General features: G+C 36.4%; 17 protein-coding genes, 1 other RNA gene and 1 riboswitch. Of the genes, 3 read left to right on the top strand and 15 right to left on the bottom strand.

The window, feature by feature from the left end; genetic code table 11:
• The first annotated feature begins 50 nt into the window (after positions 1 to 50).
• The gene (locus MKY90_RS07990; RefSeq protein WP_341090976.1) at positions 51 to 1214 is read left to right on the top strand and encodes a DUF418 domain-containing protein; all 1164 of its coding nucleotides are present in this window, start codon (positions 51 to 53) and stop codon (positions 1212 to 1214) included.
• A 15-nt stretch (positions 1215 to 1229) separates the two neighbouring features.
• Here MKY90_RS07990 and pbuX read toward each other — a convergent pair whose 3' ends face one another.
• The 13 genes from pbuX to MKY90_RS07925 all read right to left on the bottom strand — a co-directional run bounded on the left by pbuX (position 1230) and on the right by MKY90_RS07925 (position 12939).
• The gene (pbuX, locus tag MKY90_RS07985; RefSeq protein WP_215598908.1) at positions 1230 to 2552 is read right to left on the bottom strand and encodes a xanthine permease PbuX; all 1323 of its coding nucleotides are present in this window, start codon (positions 2550 to 2552) and stop codon (positions 1230 to 1232) included.
• 2 nt (positions 2553 to 2554) lie between these two features.
• Positions 2555 to 3148 carry a xanthine phosphoribosyltransferase gene (locus MKY90_RS07980; protein ID WP_063217943.1) on the bottom strand — a complete coding sequence of 198 codons (594 nt, stop codon included), beginning with the start codon at positions 3146 to 3148 and terminating at the stop codon, positions 2555 to 2557.
• Between the two features lie 106 nt (positions 3149 to 3254).
• Positions 3255 to 3356: riboswitch (purine riboswitch) on the bottom strand.
• A 104-nt stretch (positions 3357 to 3460) separates the two neighbouring features.
• The gene (locus MKY90_RS07975; protein WP_063217944.1) at positions 3461 to 4219 is read right to left on the bottom strand and encodes a type I methionyl aminopeptidase; all 759 of its coding nucleotides are present in this window, start codon (positions 4217 to 4219) and stop codon (positions 3461 to 3463) included.
• 154 nt (positions 4220 to 4373) lie between these two features.
• On the bottom strand, positions 4374 to 4847 hold the full coding sequence (locus tag MKY90_RS07970) for a GNAT family N-acetyltransferase (protein WP_078184207.1): 474 nt from the start codon (positions 4845 to 4847) through the stop codon (positions 4374 to 4376).
• Positions 4848 to 4895: 48 nt separating this feature from the next.
• Complete coding sequence (gene ypwA / locus MKY90_RS07965; RefSeq protein WP_002030824.1) at positions 4896 to 6413, bottom strand: carboxypeptidase; 1518 nt, start codon at positions 6411 to 6413, stop codon at positions 4896 to 4898.
• A 118-nt stretch (positions 6414 to 6531) separates the two neighbouring features.
• A complete protein-coding gene (locus tag MKY90_RS07960) occupies positions 6532 to 8469 on the bottom strand; it encodes an ATP-dependent DNA helicase (RefSeq protein ID WP_002011942.1) in 1938 nt (645 codons plus the stop codon).
• A 138-nt stretch (positions 8470 to 8607) separates the two neighbouring features.
• Entirely contained in the window at positions 8608 to 8790 is a 183-nt protein-coding gene (locus tag MKY90_RS07955; RefSeq protein ID WP_002126488.1) for a DUF3921 domain-containing protein, read from the bottom strand.
• A 61-nt stretch (positions 8791 to 8851) separates the two neighbouring features.
• Positions 8852 to 9991: a THUMP domain-containing class I SAM-dependent RNA methyltransferase gene (locus MKY90_RS07950; protein ID WP_002011868.1), complete on the bottom strand. Its 1140-nt coding sequence runs from the start codon at positions 9989 to 9991 to the stop codon at positions 8852 to 8854.
• A 180-nt stretch (positions 9992 to 10171) separates the two neighbouring features.
• Positions 10172 to 10563: RNase P RNA component class B (rnpB, locus tag MKY90_RS07945), an RNA gene on the bottom strand.
• A gap of 87 nt (positions 10564 to 10650) precedes the next feature.
• The gene (gene gpsB / locus MKY90_RS07940) at positions 10651 to 10986 is read right to left on the bottom strand and encodes a cell division regulator GpsB (protein WP_000622426.1); all 336 of its coding nucleotides are present in this window, start codon (positions 10984 to 10986) and stop codon (positions 10651 to 10653) included.
• Between the two features lie 97 nt (positions 10987 to 11083).
• Positions 11084 to 11638, bottom strand: a complete 555-nt coding sequence (locus tag MKY90_RS07935; protein WP_002030808.1) for a DUF1273 domain-containing protein — start codon at positions 11636 to 11638, stop codon at positions 11084 to 11086.
• Between the two features lie 56 nt (positions 11639 to 11694).
• On the bottom strand, positions 11695 to 12120 hold the full coding sequence (locus MKY90_RS07930) for a CotD family spore coat protein (protein ID WP_215598909.1): 426 nt from the start codon (positions 12118 to 12120) through the stop codon (positions 11695 to 11697).
• A 156-nt stretch (positions 12121 to 12276) separates the two neighbouring features.
• Positions 12277 to 12939, bottom strand: coding sequence for a YppG family protein (locus MKY90_RS07925; protein ID WP_098636207.1), 663 nt, complete (start codon positions 12937 to 12939; stop codon positions 12277 to 12279).
• Between the two features lie 177 nt (positions 12940 to 13116).
• On the opposite strand from MKY90_RS07925, the gene MKY90_RS07920 reads away from it, so the two are divergent.
• A complete protein-coding gene (locus MKY90_RS07920; protein ID WP_002030817.1) occupies positions 13117 to 13308 on the top strand; it encodes a YppF family protein in 192 nt (63 codons plus the stop codon).
• Positions 13309 to 13333: 25 nt separating this feature from the next.
• Here MKY90_RS07920 and MKY90_RS07915 read toward each other — a convergent pair whose 3' ends face one another.
• Positions 13334 to 13678, bottom strand: a complete 345-nt coding sequence (locus MKY90_RS07915) for a YppE family protein (RefSeq protein ID WP_002011864.1) — start codon at positions 13676 to 13678, stop codon at positions 13334 to 13336.
• Positions 13679 to 13693: 15 nt separating this feature from the next.
• Positions 13694 to 13936, bottom strand: coding sequence for a hypothetical protein (locus MKY90_RS07910; protein WP_002030820.1), 243 nt, complete (start codon positions 13934 to 13936; stop codon positions 13694 to 13696).
• Between the two features lie 118 nt (positions 13937 to 14054).
• On the opposite strand from MKY90_RS07910, the gene MKY90_RS07905 reads away from it, so the two are divergent.
• On the top strand, positions 14055 to 14201 hold the full coding sequence (locus tag MKY90_RS07905) for a phage portal protein (protein WP_306302660.1): 147 nt from the start codon (positions 14055 to 14057) through the stop codon (positions 14199 to 14201).
• The last annotated feature ends 338 nt before the right edge of the window (positions 14202 to 14539 follow it).

The following is a 14539-nucleotide window of genomic DNA, read 5'->3' as shown; positions in this document are numbered from 1 at the left end:
CTGCTTGTTAATGCGGGATAAAAGGGAATTACTTAACAAGGAGGAAAATAATGACACAAAATATTTCACAAGGCGAGAGGATACATTCCATCGATATTATTAGAGGAATAGCTGTACTAGGTATTTTTCTTGTTAACTGGCCAGTTATCGCTGGTGTTGATTCTCGAGACATTTCCGGCGTTTATGATGGATTAGACAGCTATATTCGCTTATTTTATGACATGTTTATTCAAACGAAGTTTTATACTATTTTTTCATTTTTATTCGGATTAGGTTTTTATATCTTTATGAGTCGTGCTGAGGCGAAAACAGATCATCCGAAAACTTTATTTGTTCGCCGCTTGCTCATTTTATTATTATTTGGGTTCTTGCATTACGTTCTTTTATGGGACGGGGACATTTTACATAGTTATGCAATCGCTGGATTTTTCTTATTGTTATTTTATAAGAGAGAACCTCGTACTATTTTGATTTGGGCATTAGTTTTACTAAGTATTTTTCAATTTTTCATGCTAATCGCTAGTATAGTGGTTGCCTTAGTACCAAAGGCAGAGTTAGGGTTTTCCTTACCGATCATGCCACTTGAAGACTGGGTGTCACAAATACAAAATCGTTTCCATGCATTTTATTCTGAAGGAATTGGACTAAATGTATTCATGCTCCCAGAAACAGTTGGACTATTTTTACTTGGTTTATACGCCGGCAAAAAAGATATTTTCCGCCGCACGAAAGAGTTGGATCCAAAGCTTAAAAAATGGCAAATCATTATGTTCATTTTGACATTACCAATGTGGTTCTTCATGGTCCGTTACTTCTTATCAAAACCATCTTATGAACCATTTTATCTGCAGGCCTTTACAATGTTTAGTGGAAAAACATTATTCATATTCTACATTTTCACGCTCATGCGTTTATTACAAAAAGAAAGATGGCAAACATTATTACGTCCGTTCCAATATGTCGGACGAATGGCGTTAACAAATTACATCACGCATACGATTGTTACGTTACTTGTATTCGGCCTATTTTTCAAAAATTATTATCCCGCTCCATTATGGGTGGGACCACTATTTTGCATCGGCTTTTATACGTTACAAATCTTTATTAGCCACTGGTGGCTTTCACGTTACCAATATGGGCCACTTGAGTACATTTGGCGTCTTGGTACGTACGGGAAAATGATGCCACTTAAAAAGAAAAGCAAGGTCTCATAATGAGACCTTGCTTTTCTATGCTTCTCTTACTGCACTTTGCATCGGAACTGGCTCTTCTTTTACTTTCACTTTACGCTGCGGCACCATATTAAATACAATATTTAAAAGTACTGCTGATGCACTTCCAAGTACAATTCCGTTATCTGTCAAAATACGAATGTTTTCCGGAAGCTGTGAAAATAACGTTGGAACAACTGTAACTCCAAGTCCGATTCCGACAGAACATGCAACAATTAATAAATTTTCTTGTTTTCCAAAATCAACACTGCTTAACATTTTAATACCATATGCCATTACCATGCCGAACATTGCTAGCATTGCACCGCCAAGTACTGATTTCGGAATAATTGTTGTAATGGCTGCGATTTTAGGAATAAACCCAAGAGCAATTAACATACCACCACAAGTATAGATAATGACGCGATTTCTTACTCCAGTTAATTGAACAAGTCCTACGTTTTGAGAATATGTTGTGTATGGAAATGCGTTAAAAATACCACCTAGAACCATCGCTAATCCTTCTGCGCGATAGCCTTTTGTTAATTCTTTTTCACCGATCTTTTTATTGCAAATATCAGATAATGCGAAATATACACCTGTTGCTTCTACAATCCCTACGCAAGCAACTAAAATCATCGTAATAATTGGCGTTAATTCAAATGTTGGTGTACCGAAGTAAAATGGCTGAATACCGTGGAACCAATCCGCTTCTCCAACCGCTTGCAAACTTACTTTCCCCATAAATGCTGCAACGATTGTACCGAACAATAGACCTAGTAATATAGAGATTGAACGGATAAATCCATCAAAGAAACGATACATAATAATGATAAATAATAAAACACCAAATGCTAACGCTAAATTTTCTAGACTTCCGAAATCTTCACTTCCAACTCCTCCAGCCATATCATTAATAGCTGCTGGAACAAGTGTAACCCCAATAACTGTAACGACAGATCCTGTTACAACAGGAGGAAACAGTTTTACAAGCTTCCCAAATAGTTTCGCGAAAATAACAACAAATAATCCCGCAGCAATAATTGCTCCATATATAGAGGACACGCCGTATTGTTTACCAATTGCAATCATCGGTCCAACCGCTGTAAATGTACAACCAAGTACAACTGGAAGTCCAATACCGAAAAAGCGATTTGATAATGCTTGTAAAATTGTCGCAACGCCGCACATTAATAAGTCAATCGATACTAAATACGTTAATTCTTGTTGATTTAAACCAAGTCCCCCGCCGACAATAAGAGGAACAATAATTGCGCCAGCGTACATGGCAAGCATGTGCTGAATACCAAGCGATGCGATTTTAAATGGGTGCTGCTTCATCGTTAGTTCACCTCCGCAGTTTCTTGCTGTACAAATGTAACTGTGCCGTTATCAAGTGATGCAATTTCTGCTAGTGATTCAACACGAACACCCTGTTCACGCAGCTTCTTTCCTCCATCTTGAAATGCTTTTTCAATAACAATACCAATTCCGGCAATACTTGCTCCAGATTGCTCTACTAAACTCATTAAACCTAAAGCAGCCTGACCGTTTGCTAAAAAGTCATCGATAATTAAAACGCGATCATTTTCATCGATATGATTTCGAGATAATGAAATTTCATTCGTTTCTTGTTTCGTAAATGAGTATACGTTTGCAACGTACATATTATCTTGTAACGTTAACGATTTACGTTTTCTTGCAAAGATTACTTTTACACCAAGCTCTAATGCAGCCATAACTGCTGGTGCAATGCCTGAAGATTCAATCGTCACGATTTTTGTAATGTTCTCTTCTTTAAAACGTTTAGCAAATTCTTTTCCGATCTCTTGCATAAGTACTGGGTCAATTTGATGATTTAAAAATGCATCTACCTTTAATACGTCACCAGATAAAACCTTTCCTTCGTTCAAAATCTTTTCTTGTAATACTTTCATGTTTGTTCCCCCTCTTATGCAATAAAAAACTCCAAAAGCCGCCACCACTCGTTACAAGTGAGAGACGCGCTTTTGGAGTTTCGCAAAAAAGAATGCTAAACAAGCAAATATATTCGTCCTCACTCATAGTCAAAGTATTTACGGTACTTCGGTAGAAACTTGCAGGCCATATCCCCGCGATTATATGAGTGTAGCTAACTATTTATTTTATAGAAGGATTATAGCGCACTTTTTAAATTTTGGAAAGTATTTATTGAAAAAACACGTACGAATTTTATGAAAACACTATTTTCGTTCGAGTTTTGCAAACTCTTACATTTCATATTTAAGCGTCGTTAAAATGATTGGACCATCTTTTGTAATCGCAATTGTATGCTCATATTGAGCTGATAATTTACCGTCCATCGTTCTTGCAGTCCACCCATTTAAATCTACTTTAGAATATCGCATACCTACATTTACTATGGGCTCAATTGTAATTACCATTCCTTCTTGTAACTTAGGCCCTTGTCCTTGTTTACCAAAATGAAAAATCGCTGGTTCTTCATGAATCTCTTTACCGATCCCGTGTCCCGTAAAGTCTCTTGCGACAGAAAAACCTTCATTTGCTACATAACTTTCAATTGCATAGCCAATGTCTCCTACATGATTACCGATTACCGCCTGATCAATCCCTTTATACAAAGCATTCTCAGCTACTAACAATAACCTTTTTGCTTCATCAGAAATATCTCCAACTATATACGTCCATGCAGAATCCGAGAGCGCACCATTTAAGTTTACTACCATGTCAATTGTCACAATATCTCCTTCCTGTAAAGGTACATCACTAGGGAAACCGTGACACATTTCATCGTTTACAGATGCACATATAGCATATGGATACCCGTTGTAACCTTTCTGTTCAGATATTGCACCATGCTTTTCTAAATACGCTTCAACAAACGTATCAATTTCTTGTGTCGTTATTCCTGGTTTCATCATTTTGGCAATTTCCCTATGACAAGAAGCTAGTAACTTCCCAGATTCATGCATCAAATCTATTTCATTTTTCGTTTTAATTGTAATCATACTACCTCTCCTTACTAAACTTGCTATTTGCTACTAAACTTCAATCATACACATCCTCTTCCAAAATTTCAAAACTTCTAATTACAACAAGTACAAAAACAAACATCATTTATTTCTACATCAAAATAAAAAAACAGAAGCTCTCCTCTGTTTTTTAAACATTTTTACATATATAATTCATTTTCAAAAACTCAAAACAACTACCATTTGTTTTCTGTATAAACGTTCCAACAGCTTCGAATCCTGCTCTTTTATACACGTTAATCGCTCTTTCATTAAATGTCGCTACTGATAGCGTTATATAATTGCATCCGTATTTTTCTTTACTAAAAGCTAGTCCAGCTTTTATGAACTGTAGACCAAATCCATTCCCAGTTATATCAGGTCTCATTCCGAGACCTATATCAACCGTTTGATTATTTATGTTACTAAAACTAAAGAAACCAATGAGAGTACCATTTTCCTTCACAGAAAATGTATGATTCCCTCTACTCTCATCCTCTAAAAACTCAGCTAAATCTTCTTCATCTGCCTCTATATCATAAAAGGAATACTCCCCTTCATAATGCCAGTTATATGCAACTTCTTCTGCTTCCGCTTGCGACATTACTGTAAACATATAACCCATTTCTCTCACTCCCTCATAAAAAAAAGCTGCAATTAAGCAGCTCCTGTTTTATAACTCATAAATCTCTTTATATTTAGCTTCTAAATAATCAGCTAAGTAGTTTGCATTTAAACCTTCACCTGTCACATCTTTTAAAATTTCAAGTGGTTTTTTCGTTTTGCCATATTGGTGAATATTCTCTGTTAACCATTCACGAATTGGTGTCACGTTTCCTTCTTCTAATAATGCATCAAAGTTTGGAATATCCTTTAGCATCCTATGTTTAAATTGCGCTGCATACATATAACCAAGCGCATAAGATGGGAAGTATCCAAATGAACCACCAGCCCAGTGAACATCTTGCAATACACCTTGTGCATCGTTTTCCGGACGAATTCCTAAATATGCTTCCATCTTATCATTCCAAGCCGCTGGCAAATCCTTCACTTGTAATGTGCCATCAAATAATTCTTTCTCAAGTTCATAACGAACCATGACGTGAAGCGGATATGTAAGCTCATCTGCTTCTATACGAATAAACGATGGCTTCGATTCGTTAATCGCATCATAAAACTCATCTACTGATATATCATTGAATTGACCATCGCTATACTCTTTTAATAAATCATAATTTTTCTTCCAGAATGATTTATTACGACCGATAAAGTTCTCAAAGAATAATGATTGTGACTCATGAATACCCATAGAAGTTCCACTACATAGCGGTGTACCTTCAAATTCCTCCGCAATATTTTGTTCATATACAGCATGGCCACATTCATGAATTGTTCCAAACACTGCCATACGGAAATCTTTTTCATCGTAACGAGTCGTAATACGAACATCCCCTCTATTTAATGTAATTTCAAAAGGATGTACCGTTTCATCAAGACGACCCGCTTCAAAGTTATAGTTCAATTGTTTTAATAACTCTAAAGTAAAATTCTTTTGTTTTTCTTTTGAAAAATGTTCAGCTAAAGCATTTGTTTTTAATTCTTTTTTAGACTCAGAAATTTCTTTCACAAGCGGAACGATACGTTCACGTAGTTGACCAAATACATGATCTAACACTTCTACTGTGATTCCCGGCTCATACATGTCTAATAGCGTGTTATATTTGTACGTTTCGTAACCCCAATATGTAATAAACTTCTTTTTGAATTCAACAATTTTTTCTAAATACGGACGGAACATTTCGAAGTCAGATTTTTCGCGAGCTTCTTCCCATACACTTTCCGCTTTCGCCTCTAATTTCACATACGCTTCATATTCCGCTTGTGGAATTTTCTTATTTCTATCATATTCTTTACGACACTCTTCAACCATTTTCTTTGTCGTTTCAGAAAGTTTATTTTCAACAATTAAAGATTCTAGTTCAGTTAAATAGTTCCCCATCTCATCTGAAGTCGACATCGCAAACACTTCGGATGAAAGCATTCCAATTACTTCTGAACGCTGGTCTACTCCTTGCTTTGGTGCACCTGTTCTTAAATCCCAAAACATTAAGCTTAATGCCTCTCCGTAATTCTCTATCTTCTTGACATATGTTAAAAATTGTTTTTCCACTTCATATGTAGCAACTGTCATAGTATAAAAAACCTCCTTTTTCTACCTCAAACTTATTTCGACACTGAAACATAAATTCCTTTTCTAATAGAAAAAAAGCTTGGCAAATGCCAAACTTTTCCCTACAACATTTTTTCGCTTAAAGTACTTTTCCTTCTACCGGAAGTACTTTCTTCACTGCTTCTATCACTTTTTCATCTTCATTATCTGATAAGAATAATGATATAGCACCTTTATCTTCACTTGTACGAATTAAACGTCCAATTCCTTGGCGAAGACGTAAAATCATATAAGGCACATCTACGTCCCAGAATGGATCATTCACATGTTTACGCTTCGCCTCAAACACAGGATCGTTTGGAGGGAATGGTAATGACCAAATAATAACATGTGATAATGATGAACCTGGAATGTCTAAACCTTCCCATAAATGAACGGCACAAAGTACAGTCTCTTCTTCATTTTGGAAACGAGAAACGAGCTGACTAATTTCTTGATCTCCTTCATATAGGAACGGAACTGACATTTGCTCTTTACTTACATATTCTTTAAACGCTGCAAGTTCTTGCGTTGTACGGAATAATACGAGTGTACGTCCATTTGTTTTTTGTATATTTTCAAGTGTATATTGACACTTTCTTTCCCATTCATTTTCTTTCGTATACGGAAGTAAGTTTACTGTCATTTGCTCTTCATAATCAAACGGCGAAGCAACTGAGAATGATAAGTAATCTTTTACCCCTAGACTATTTGCAGTAAATGCGAACGAATCATTGTCAGATAATGTCGCAGAAGAGAAAATATATGGAATCTTCTTCGAGAATACTTTTTCTTGTAACACTTCTTCAACTGCACGCGGCATAATAACTAACGTGAAAGCACCATCGCCTTCTTCACCCCACGTAATTACATTTTTCTCGTGCATGAAAAGACGAAGTGAATGCTCTAACACATCTAAATGCTCATCAACAATATTTAAATCGTATGTGTTTACTGTATGCATTTCACTTTCAAATACTAATGCATCACCGACTTCACCGATTTTCGCATAAAGTCTTTTCGCTTCTGCAGTTACCTTTTCTGTCACAGTAATTTCTAAACGATCAGAACCTTCAATTTCCTTTTTATTCTCTTGTAGTACCCCAAAGAATTGTTCAGTTTGCCAAATTGTTTCTTCTACTAAATGTGCGAACTCTTCACGAATATCATTTTGTAATAATCTCGTTAAAAGTTGCTCCATCATCGTTTGTTTTAAACGGTACGTTAAAGCTTTTTGAGCTGCATATTCTACAAGATGCCCTTCATCGAATACAACGCAGCTACTTTCTGGTAATAACGGAATTTGTCCTTCACGTTTGCGAGCTTCGTACGTCCAAATATGATCCATATAGAAATCTTGAGAACAAATGATTAAATCTGCCGCTTTACGATAATGCTCGCGCGAAAGAGTTTGACCACAACGATGACGAGAATCACAAGTGAAGCAATCTTGGAAGTAATCCCAGTTTACCTTTGACCATTCCTCGTCATTTAACAGTGGAAATTCTTTTCGATCACCATAGTGAGTAAAGTTCTGCATCGTACCATGATCGAATACGAACTGAGGTAATTCGTAATATACATCTTCAATTACTTCTGGAGCTCGTCCACTCATAACATCTTCAAGTTTACGTAAACATAAATAATTATCCATTGACTTCGCAAGTCTAACATCAACAGATAGCCCTAATGCTTCAGATAACTTAGCAATGTCTCCTTCTTCTTTCACAAGCTGCTCAATTAACGTTTCATCTGCACAAGCGATAATAGCCGGCTTCCCTGTATAACGTGCATAACAAATTGCATATAAAAGATATACAATTGTTTTCCCTGTTCCTACACCTGCTTCTGCAAACATAACTTTCTTCTCTTGGAAAGCGCGCTCTAACTGAAACGCCATAAAAATCTGTTCATCACGCTCTTCAAAGCCTTTTTCCGGAAGAATGTCGTAAAACACATCTCCAATCCACTCATTCAACTTATCATAAAAATTATCTTGTTTTCCTACTTCAAATGGTAACCTATTCTCAGTAAACATCCTTAGCCTCCAACCAAACAGTTTTTCTATAAAAAGATATAGCAACTGCTACTCACATGTGCGCAGCCACTTTCCCCTGTTACAATACATAGAAATACACGAAAAAAAATTTTCCTTTCGAAAAAGGAAAATTTTTTTCTATATTAATGACCTTAAATAACGTTTATCAATCGCTGTTTCATGTGAAAGAGCTGACAAATATTCTTCCTGCGCTTTTTGTATTCCATCTACAATTGCACCTTGACTATCCACTTCTTTTCCGAGCTCATCATACGTACGGTGAATAGCTTTTTGAATCATCGATAATTGGAAACTATCCATATCACTTCCTCCTTTACGCATTACATAATAGCCAGTATATGCGTGCTGGAGGAGTTTTATACTATGAATTACGCGGTGGACGCTTTCCAAAGTATTGATAGTAATCTGTACGGATAAATCCGTTAAACAGTTTACGCTTTTTCGATGCATCTTTCCCATAACATTTCTCAAATGCTTCATAACTTGTTAATAAATACATTGACCACGTATCTAATGGGCGGAATACCTCTCCCATTTCTTTATATAATTTTTCAACAAGCGCTCTTTCACTTAAACGTTCTCCGTATGGAGGATTCGTTACAACATAGCCATATTCCTCTTTTGTCGTGAAATCTTTTACTTGCATTTGTTTAAATGATATAAGATCCCCTAATCCAACTTCTTCTGCGTTATCTTGGGCAACTCTTATCATACGGTGATCGATATCTGATCCAATGATTTGCAATGGTTGATTATAATTAGCTAAATCTTCAGCTTCTTGACGAGCTTCGCGCCAATTTTGTTTACCAACCCAGCCCCATTCATCCGATGCAAAGCCTCGGTTAAATCCTGGTGCGATATTTTGTCCAATTAATGCAGCTTCAATTGGAATTGTACCAGATCCACAGAAAGGATCAACGAAAGGACGATCCGCCTTCCAGTTTGTTAACTTAATTAAAGACGCAGCTAATGTTTCTTTTAAAGGCGCTTCACCTTGCTCAAGACGGTATCCACGTTTATGAAGACCTACACCACTTGCATCGATTGTTAACGTCGCAATATCCTTGAGCATTGCAATTTCAATACGGAATAACGGTCCATCTTCTTCAAACCAAGTTGTGCGTCTATACGTTGTTTTTAATTTCTCAACAACAGCCTTTTTAACGATACGTTGGCAGTCTGAAACGCTAAATAATGTTGATTTCAAAGATTTCCCAATAACAGGAAATTCTCCATTCTCTGGAATATAATCTCCCCAGTTTAACGCTTTTGTTTTTTCAAATAACTCATCGAATGTTGTTGCTTTAAATTCGCCGACTTTAATTTTCACACGGTCTGCAGTACGTAACCATAAATTCGTACGACAAATCGCTTTTTCATCCGCTTCAAACGTTACCTTTCCGTTTTCCACTTCACATTCATAACCAAGATCGCGAACTTCTCGGGCAACTAACGCTTCAATACCCATTGCCGCTGTTGCAATTAAAGTAACTTTTCCCATTTGCATTCACCTCTTATGTATAATCAAACAATAATTAATAACATGTTGTCCTATTAATTATCACATATTACGAAGAATATTCTCACTTACCATTTTAACTCACAACTTATAACTTCATACAAATAAAAAGCCCTCCTCTAACAAAGGAGAGCTGAGTTATTTCATAGTTGGTTCATAACGTTCTGTAAGCCATGTTCTGTTCCTTTGTACTGCAAACGGCCCACGCCTCGTACTCCGGTGGTAATCATCTATCTACAGGTTACGAAAACCTGTCCTTTTCCGTCGTTCATTTCCTTGGAAAAGATTCCCCTACCATTATTTGGGTTTCTCGCTCGTGGGGTTTACCTCGTTCCACTCCTATCATTTCTTCAAGGACTTCGTCACTGTGGCACTTTAAAGGTAGTCAAACCATATCCGAAAGGACTTAGGTTTTTTCCCTGCCGTTAAACCAGCCTTGCAGCCAGAATACCCTAGCTTATGACTTGGCTAGGCACGAACACTACAGCCATCTCAGGCCGTGCGAGCATGGACTTTCCTCTACAACGTTGGCGTTGCAGCGATTACCCAAACGTTATGACAAACATTAGTATAGTGGAAACAAAAAGATTTTGCAATGTTTTTTTCTATGTAAAATGCTTTAACCTTTTTGTTACCTTAATTTATTCGTATAACTTACTTCCAAATACAGCTTTTTCTAAATTAGATAGACGTTTTAAAATATCCGTATTCGTATTGTTATACACTGGTTGTGCAACTGGTGTTTGTACCGGTTGTTGCGGAACTTGTGTTGCCGCTACTTTTTGTTCTTCTAATTCACGTTTCAAACGAGCATTTTGTTGTTTTAATTGATCAAATTCCTTATGAAAAGCTTCATAATCTTTAATAATCATATCAAGAAACTTATCTACTTCTTCTTGTTGATAACCTCTCATACCTGTTTTAAATTCTTTTTCTAAAATATCTTTCGCTGTTAATTTAATTTTATCCGAAATCATTTTCTTCACCTCAAATTTTTGCCAAAGCTTTCATTAACTAAATTTTTTCAGAAACAACGCCTTTTGTCAATCAAATATACGAGTACTATATTACATATTACTCTGCATTATTCCACTGTTCCTCTTCCATTATATCTTGTAAATCAGAAAAAAGAATGAAATAACTGTGATAATTTTCTATTTCTCCTTTTTTCTTAGCTGCTTCTACAATATATTTAGGGCTCCCAGACTTTTCTTCATCATATACAGCTAAAAGTGCATCGCTTTTTTCAATAAAAAATTGATTCTTTAATTTAAATTGCTCTGGGCTTTCGTACTTCCGTTTCGTAATACTATCAATATGATCTGCTTGTGAAAGAATAAATTCGTAATATTCACGGTTATCTTCCTTCCAATTTTCCTCTTGTTCTAAAAAAGGAGTAAATACAGCTAATTTTAAATTTGGATATTCTACTTGAATTTCAAAAACAACTTCAGCAGCCCATAGCTCTACTCCTAACTGACCACTTATAATAACCCACTCCAAACCTTCTTCTACAAAAACAGTTAATTTACGACGCAGCGCCTTTTTTATACACTCTACTCCTGGATGATCATTTTTAAATATTCCAAGTTCAAACGGCTTATATCCTGTTACAGCAACAACCTTCATATCAACACTCCAATTACAAAAAAAGAACTAGCATTTCGCTAGTTCTAACATATCATTTACTTTTTAAACATTCCACCAACGTTTGGTCCGATATTTGGTCCAAATGGTGATACATTCGGTCCTGGTCCATATGGTGATACGTTCGGTCCTGGTCCAAATGGTGATACATTCGGTCCTGGTCCATATGGTGATATTTGATGCCCATGGTGATGATGGCCATGACCGCATGGTCCACATCCTCCGCCGAATCCTGGATCACCAGGATCTACAACGTTTACGTTCGAGTTTGTTTGTGGGAAGAAGCTTTGATTTTTAATTTGTTGATGATGAACATGCGTTGTATGAGTTGGAAAAATGTGTGGTACCACCGTTGTTGAAAAAGAATGTGTTACGCATTGTTTTGCCGGATGAATGACAGGAGCTGTCGTACAAATAGGTCCTACAGGCTTATGCCCTCCAAAGCAAGGATGACAATGATGCATAGTTTTTTCTCTCCTCTCTCATTAAAAAAATCTGACTACACTTTACAATATGAGCGAGGGGCTAAAGCCGCTTGTTATATATACCCATTTATTTCATGGAAATTTGTCTAGTATCCAATTTCATACGTAATACCTATTATAGACAACCCCCTACTATTATTTACCAAAAAAGCCCCCAACTTGCTTAACAATCCCTGTTACTTGATTCATCGCGTTCATCATTTGTCCAGCCGTGTTCATCATTTTATTTACATCGTAGTTACCATCTGATGATTTAAATTGTGAAACAAAACTAGAAAACTGACTTGGTTGCTGTTGTTGTTGCTTTTGTTTATTCATCGTTGGATATGGTTGTTTTGGTGGATAAAACATAGCTTGTTGATTTACATATTGGGCTGGCGACATGTAGTTTTGTGAATTCATATACGCTTGCTGTGGTTGATTCGTATACATTTGCTGCGGCTGATTCATATGCGGTTGTTGCGACTGATCCATGTGCGGTTGTTGCGGCTGATTCATATGCGCTTGTTGCGGTTGATTCATATACGCTTGTTGCGACTGATTCATGTGCGGTTGTTGCGGTTGATTCATATGCGCTTGCTGTGGTTGATTCGTATATGCTTGTTGCGGCTGATTCATATGCGCTTGCTGCGGTTGATTCCCAAACGACACTTCAAATGGTTGATAATAATTTTGGTTTCCATAATGAGGCTCGAAAGGATACATATTATATCGTAAATATGTATCCTCATTATATTGGTACATATTTTGCTGTGCATATGGATTTGCTTGCTGATATACATTAGGTTGTTGAAACATGCATTCTCTCCTCCTTGGCATAAGTTTCTACATATAGAATATGTACCTATAAAATAAAATGTGTGACGGAGTACCTGTCTGTTTTTGTCGGAAGTTTAAATTTTTAAAAAAATTAGAAAGTAAACCCTTCCATGCTATGATAATAAGGAAGAAGATTCTCATGGGGGAGGAATCAAAATGGTATTAGGGGATTTAAAACAAGCGTTTTCTCAAAAAAAGGGGTATTACACAGAAAATTCGAATGAACTGTTAGACTTTGCAAGACATTGTTATCTTGAAGGAAAAGTATGCATATCAGATTACCGAACATTAATACGAGAGTTAGAAATAAACGGTGCAACAAAACCTACAACAGTGACAGAGGCATAAAAAAACAAGAGGGTTTTCCCTCTTGTTATTTACATTGATCTACGATATTTTGCAAAGTATACGAAATAGCTTGATGAGTTTCAAAGAAACGTTTGCCTTTTCCCTTATTAACAAAACATTGTAGCACATTAGTTTGTAAATTATCATACACTTGATCAATTTGTTGTACATGTATATACTTAGGTCGTTCTTCCTTTATCCACCTATAAGCTAATTCTTTCCACATCTCTAACTCCGCATCTACAATATCAACAAATGGCTTCATATCCTTATAAAAATCGTATTCAGCCATCTCTCTTTTTTTCACATTCGCTTCATCATTATACTGCATTAACTTCTCCGAAGACTGGATTAATGCTTCATGTCCCATTTTGTTCCCACCTTATTATGCACTCACTACGACGTTTTGAAATGTCTTTACCCAGCTCCCTTTTTCTTCGTGATGCACTAATTTATTTTCCATATGTTCTATATGCATTTCTGTTATTTCTATCTTATTGCGTATTTTTTCACCTTTATCCTTCAATGCATGATTCATTCTAATCCCAATCTTCATTTCCAGCAAATCGAGAGAACTTAACATTTGATCCATTTTTTTCATAACATCTTCCTTCTGAACCATCGCCATATTTAAAACGCCCCCTTCTTTGCCTTTCCTTTGTCATGTAATTTCGCCGATTGATTAATTACTCCTTCTCACATGACAAAACTAGTTGATATTCGTCAAAGAAATCATTTAGTATGCCATTATTAGAAATGGTAACAATACAAAAAGGAGGTGTATTACGATGGCAAAAAATAAAAACGAAAAAAAGAAAAAGCAAAACAAACAACAAAACAAACCTGAGACTGGTAATCCAAAGCTTGATGGTCCAAATTTCCCCGCTACATAAAGTGAAACTTTAATCAGTGGGGTTTTGTTCATCCCCCACTGATTATTAGCCCGCACCAATCGGGTGTTTACGGACAGCAGGGCTTCCACCTACCTTCTTTGCTCCAGCCAAGTTTTGAGGTGGGAGTTTTACTGTCCGCAAATAGCGGGATAAAATGACACTTTAACCAAAGTGGCTTTTACAAACAACTATTTTCTAGTCTACCTTACCTCTTCGCTTTCGATAAGTGTTGAAGTTAAAGTCGTACTGCCGGCAAATAGCCGATTAGAAAATAACTTGTTGTAGAGCATATTACTTTTAATAAAGAAGTCCCACCTTCATTTAAGAAGGCGGGACTT

Origin of the sequence: Bacillus sp. FSL P2-0099 (assembly GCF_038007445.1) — a bacterium.
Taxonomy (GTDB): Bacteria; Bacillota; Bacilli; order Bacillales; family Bacillaceae_G; genus Bacillus_A; species Bacillus_A mycoides.
The sequence above is the reverse complement of the archived record's forward strand: the minus strand, read 5'-3'. Positions and strand labels throughout refer to the sequence as shown.

What these genes read in the sequence shown, in the direction of transcription:
- MKY90_RS07960 (WP_002011942.1), bottom strand. Translation starts at nt 8,469, where the DNA reads ATGTTTACTGAGAATAGGTTACCATTTGAAGTAGGAAAACAAGATAAT.
- MKY90_RS07970 (WP_078184207.1), bottom strand. Translation starts at nt 4,847, where the DNA reads ATGGGTTATATGTTTACAGTAATGTCGCAAGCGGAAGCAGAAGAAGTT.
- MKY90_RS07950 (WP_002011868.1), bottom strand. Translation starts at nt 9,991, where the DNA reads ATGGGAAAAGTTACTTTAATTGCAACAGCGGCAATGGGTATTGAAGCG.
- pbuX (WP_215598908.1), bottom strand. Translation starts at nt 2,552, where the DNA reads ATGAAGCAGCACCCATTTAAAATCGCATCGCTTGGTATTCAGCACATG.
- MKY90_RS07920 (WP_002030817.1), top strand. Translation starts at nt 13,117, where the DNA reads ATGGTATTAGGGGATTTAAAACAAGCGTTTTCTCAAAAAAAGGGGTAT.
- MKY90_RS07980 (WP_063217943.1), bottom strand. Translation starts at nt 3,148, where the DNA reads ATGAAAGTATTACAAGAAAAGATTTTGAACGAAGGAAAGGTTTTATCT.
- MKY90_RS07990 (WP_341090976.1), top strand. Translation starts at nt 51, where the DNA reads ATGACACAAAATATTTCACAAGGCGAGAGGATACATTCCATCGATATT.
- ypwA (WP_002030824.1), bottom strand. Translation starts at nt 6,413, where the DNA reads ATGACAGTTGCTACATATGAAGTGGAAAAACAATTTTTAACATATGTC.
- MKY90_RS07915 (WP_002011864.1), bottom strand. Translation starts at nt 13,678, where the DNA reads ATGGGACATGAAGCATTAATCCAGTCTTCGGAGAAGTTAATGCAGTAT.
- MKY90_RS07910 (WP_002030820.1), bottom strand. Translation starts at nt 13,936, where the DNA reads ATGGCGATGGTTCAGAAGGAAGATGTTATGAAAAAAATGGATCAAATG.
- MKY90_RS07930 (WP_215598909.1), bottom strand. Translation starts at nt 12,120, where the DNA reads ATGCATCATTGTCATCCTTGCTTTGGAGGGCATAAGCCTGTAGGACCT.
- MKY90_RS07925 (WP_098636207.1), bottom strand. Translation starts at nt 12,939, where the DNA reads ATGTTTCAACAACCTAATGTATATCAGCAAGCAAATCCATATGCACAG.
- gpsB (WP_000622426.1), bottom strand. Translation starts at nt 10,986, where the DNA reads ATGATTTCGGATAAAATTAAATTAACAGCGAAAGATATTTTAGAAAAA.
- MKY90_RS07935 (WP_002030808.1), bottom strand. Translation starts at nt 11,638, where the DNA reads ATGAAGGTTGTTGCTGTAACAGGATATAAGCCGTTTGAACTTGGAATA.
- MKY90_RS07975 (WP_063217944.1), bottom strand. Translation starts at nt 4,219, where the DNA reads ATGATTACAATTAAAACGAAAAATGAAATAGATTTGATGCATGAATCT.
- MKY90_RS07955 (WP_002126488.1), bottom strand. Translation starts at nt 8,790, where the DNA reads ATGGATAGTTTCCAATTATCGATGATTCAAAAAGCTATTCACCGTACG.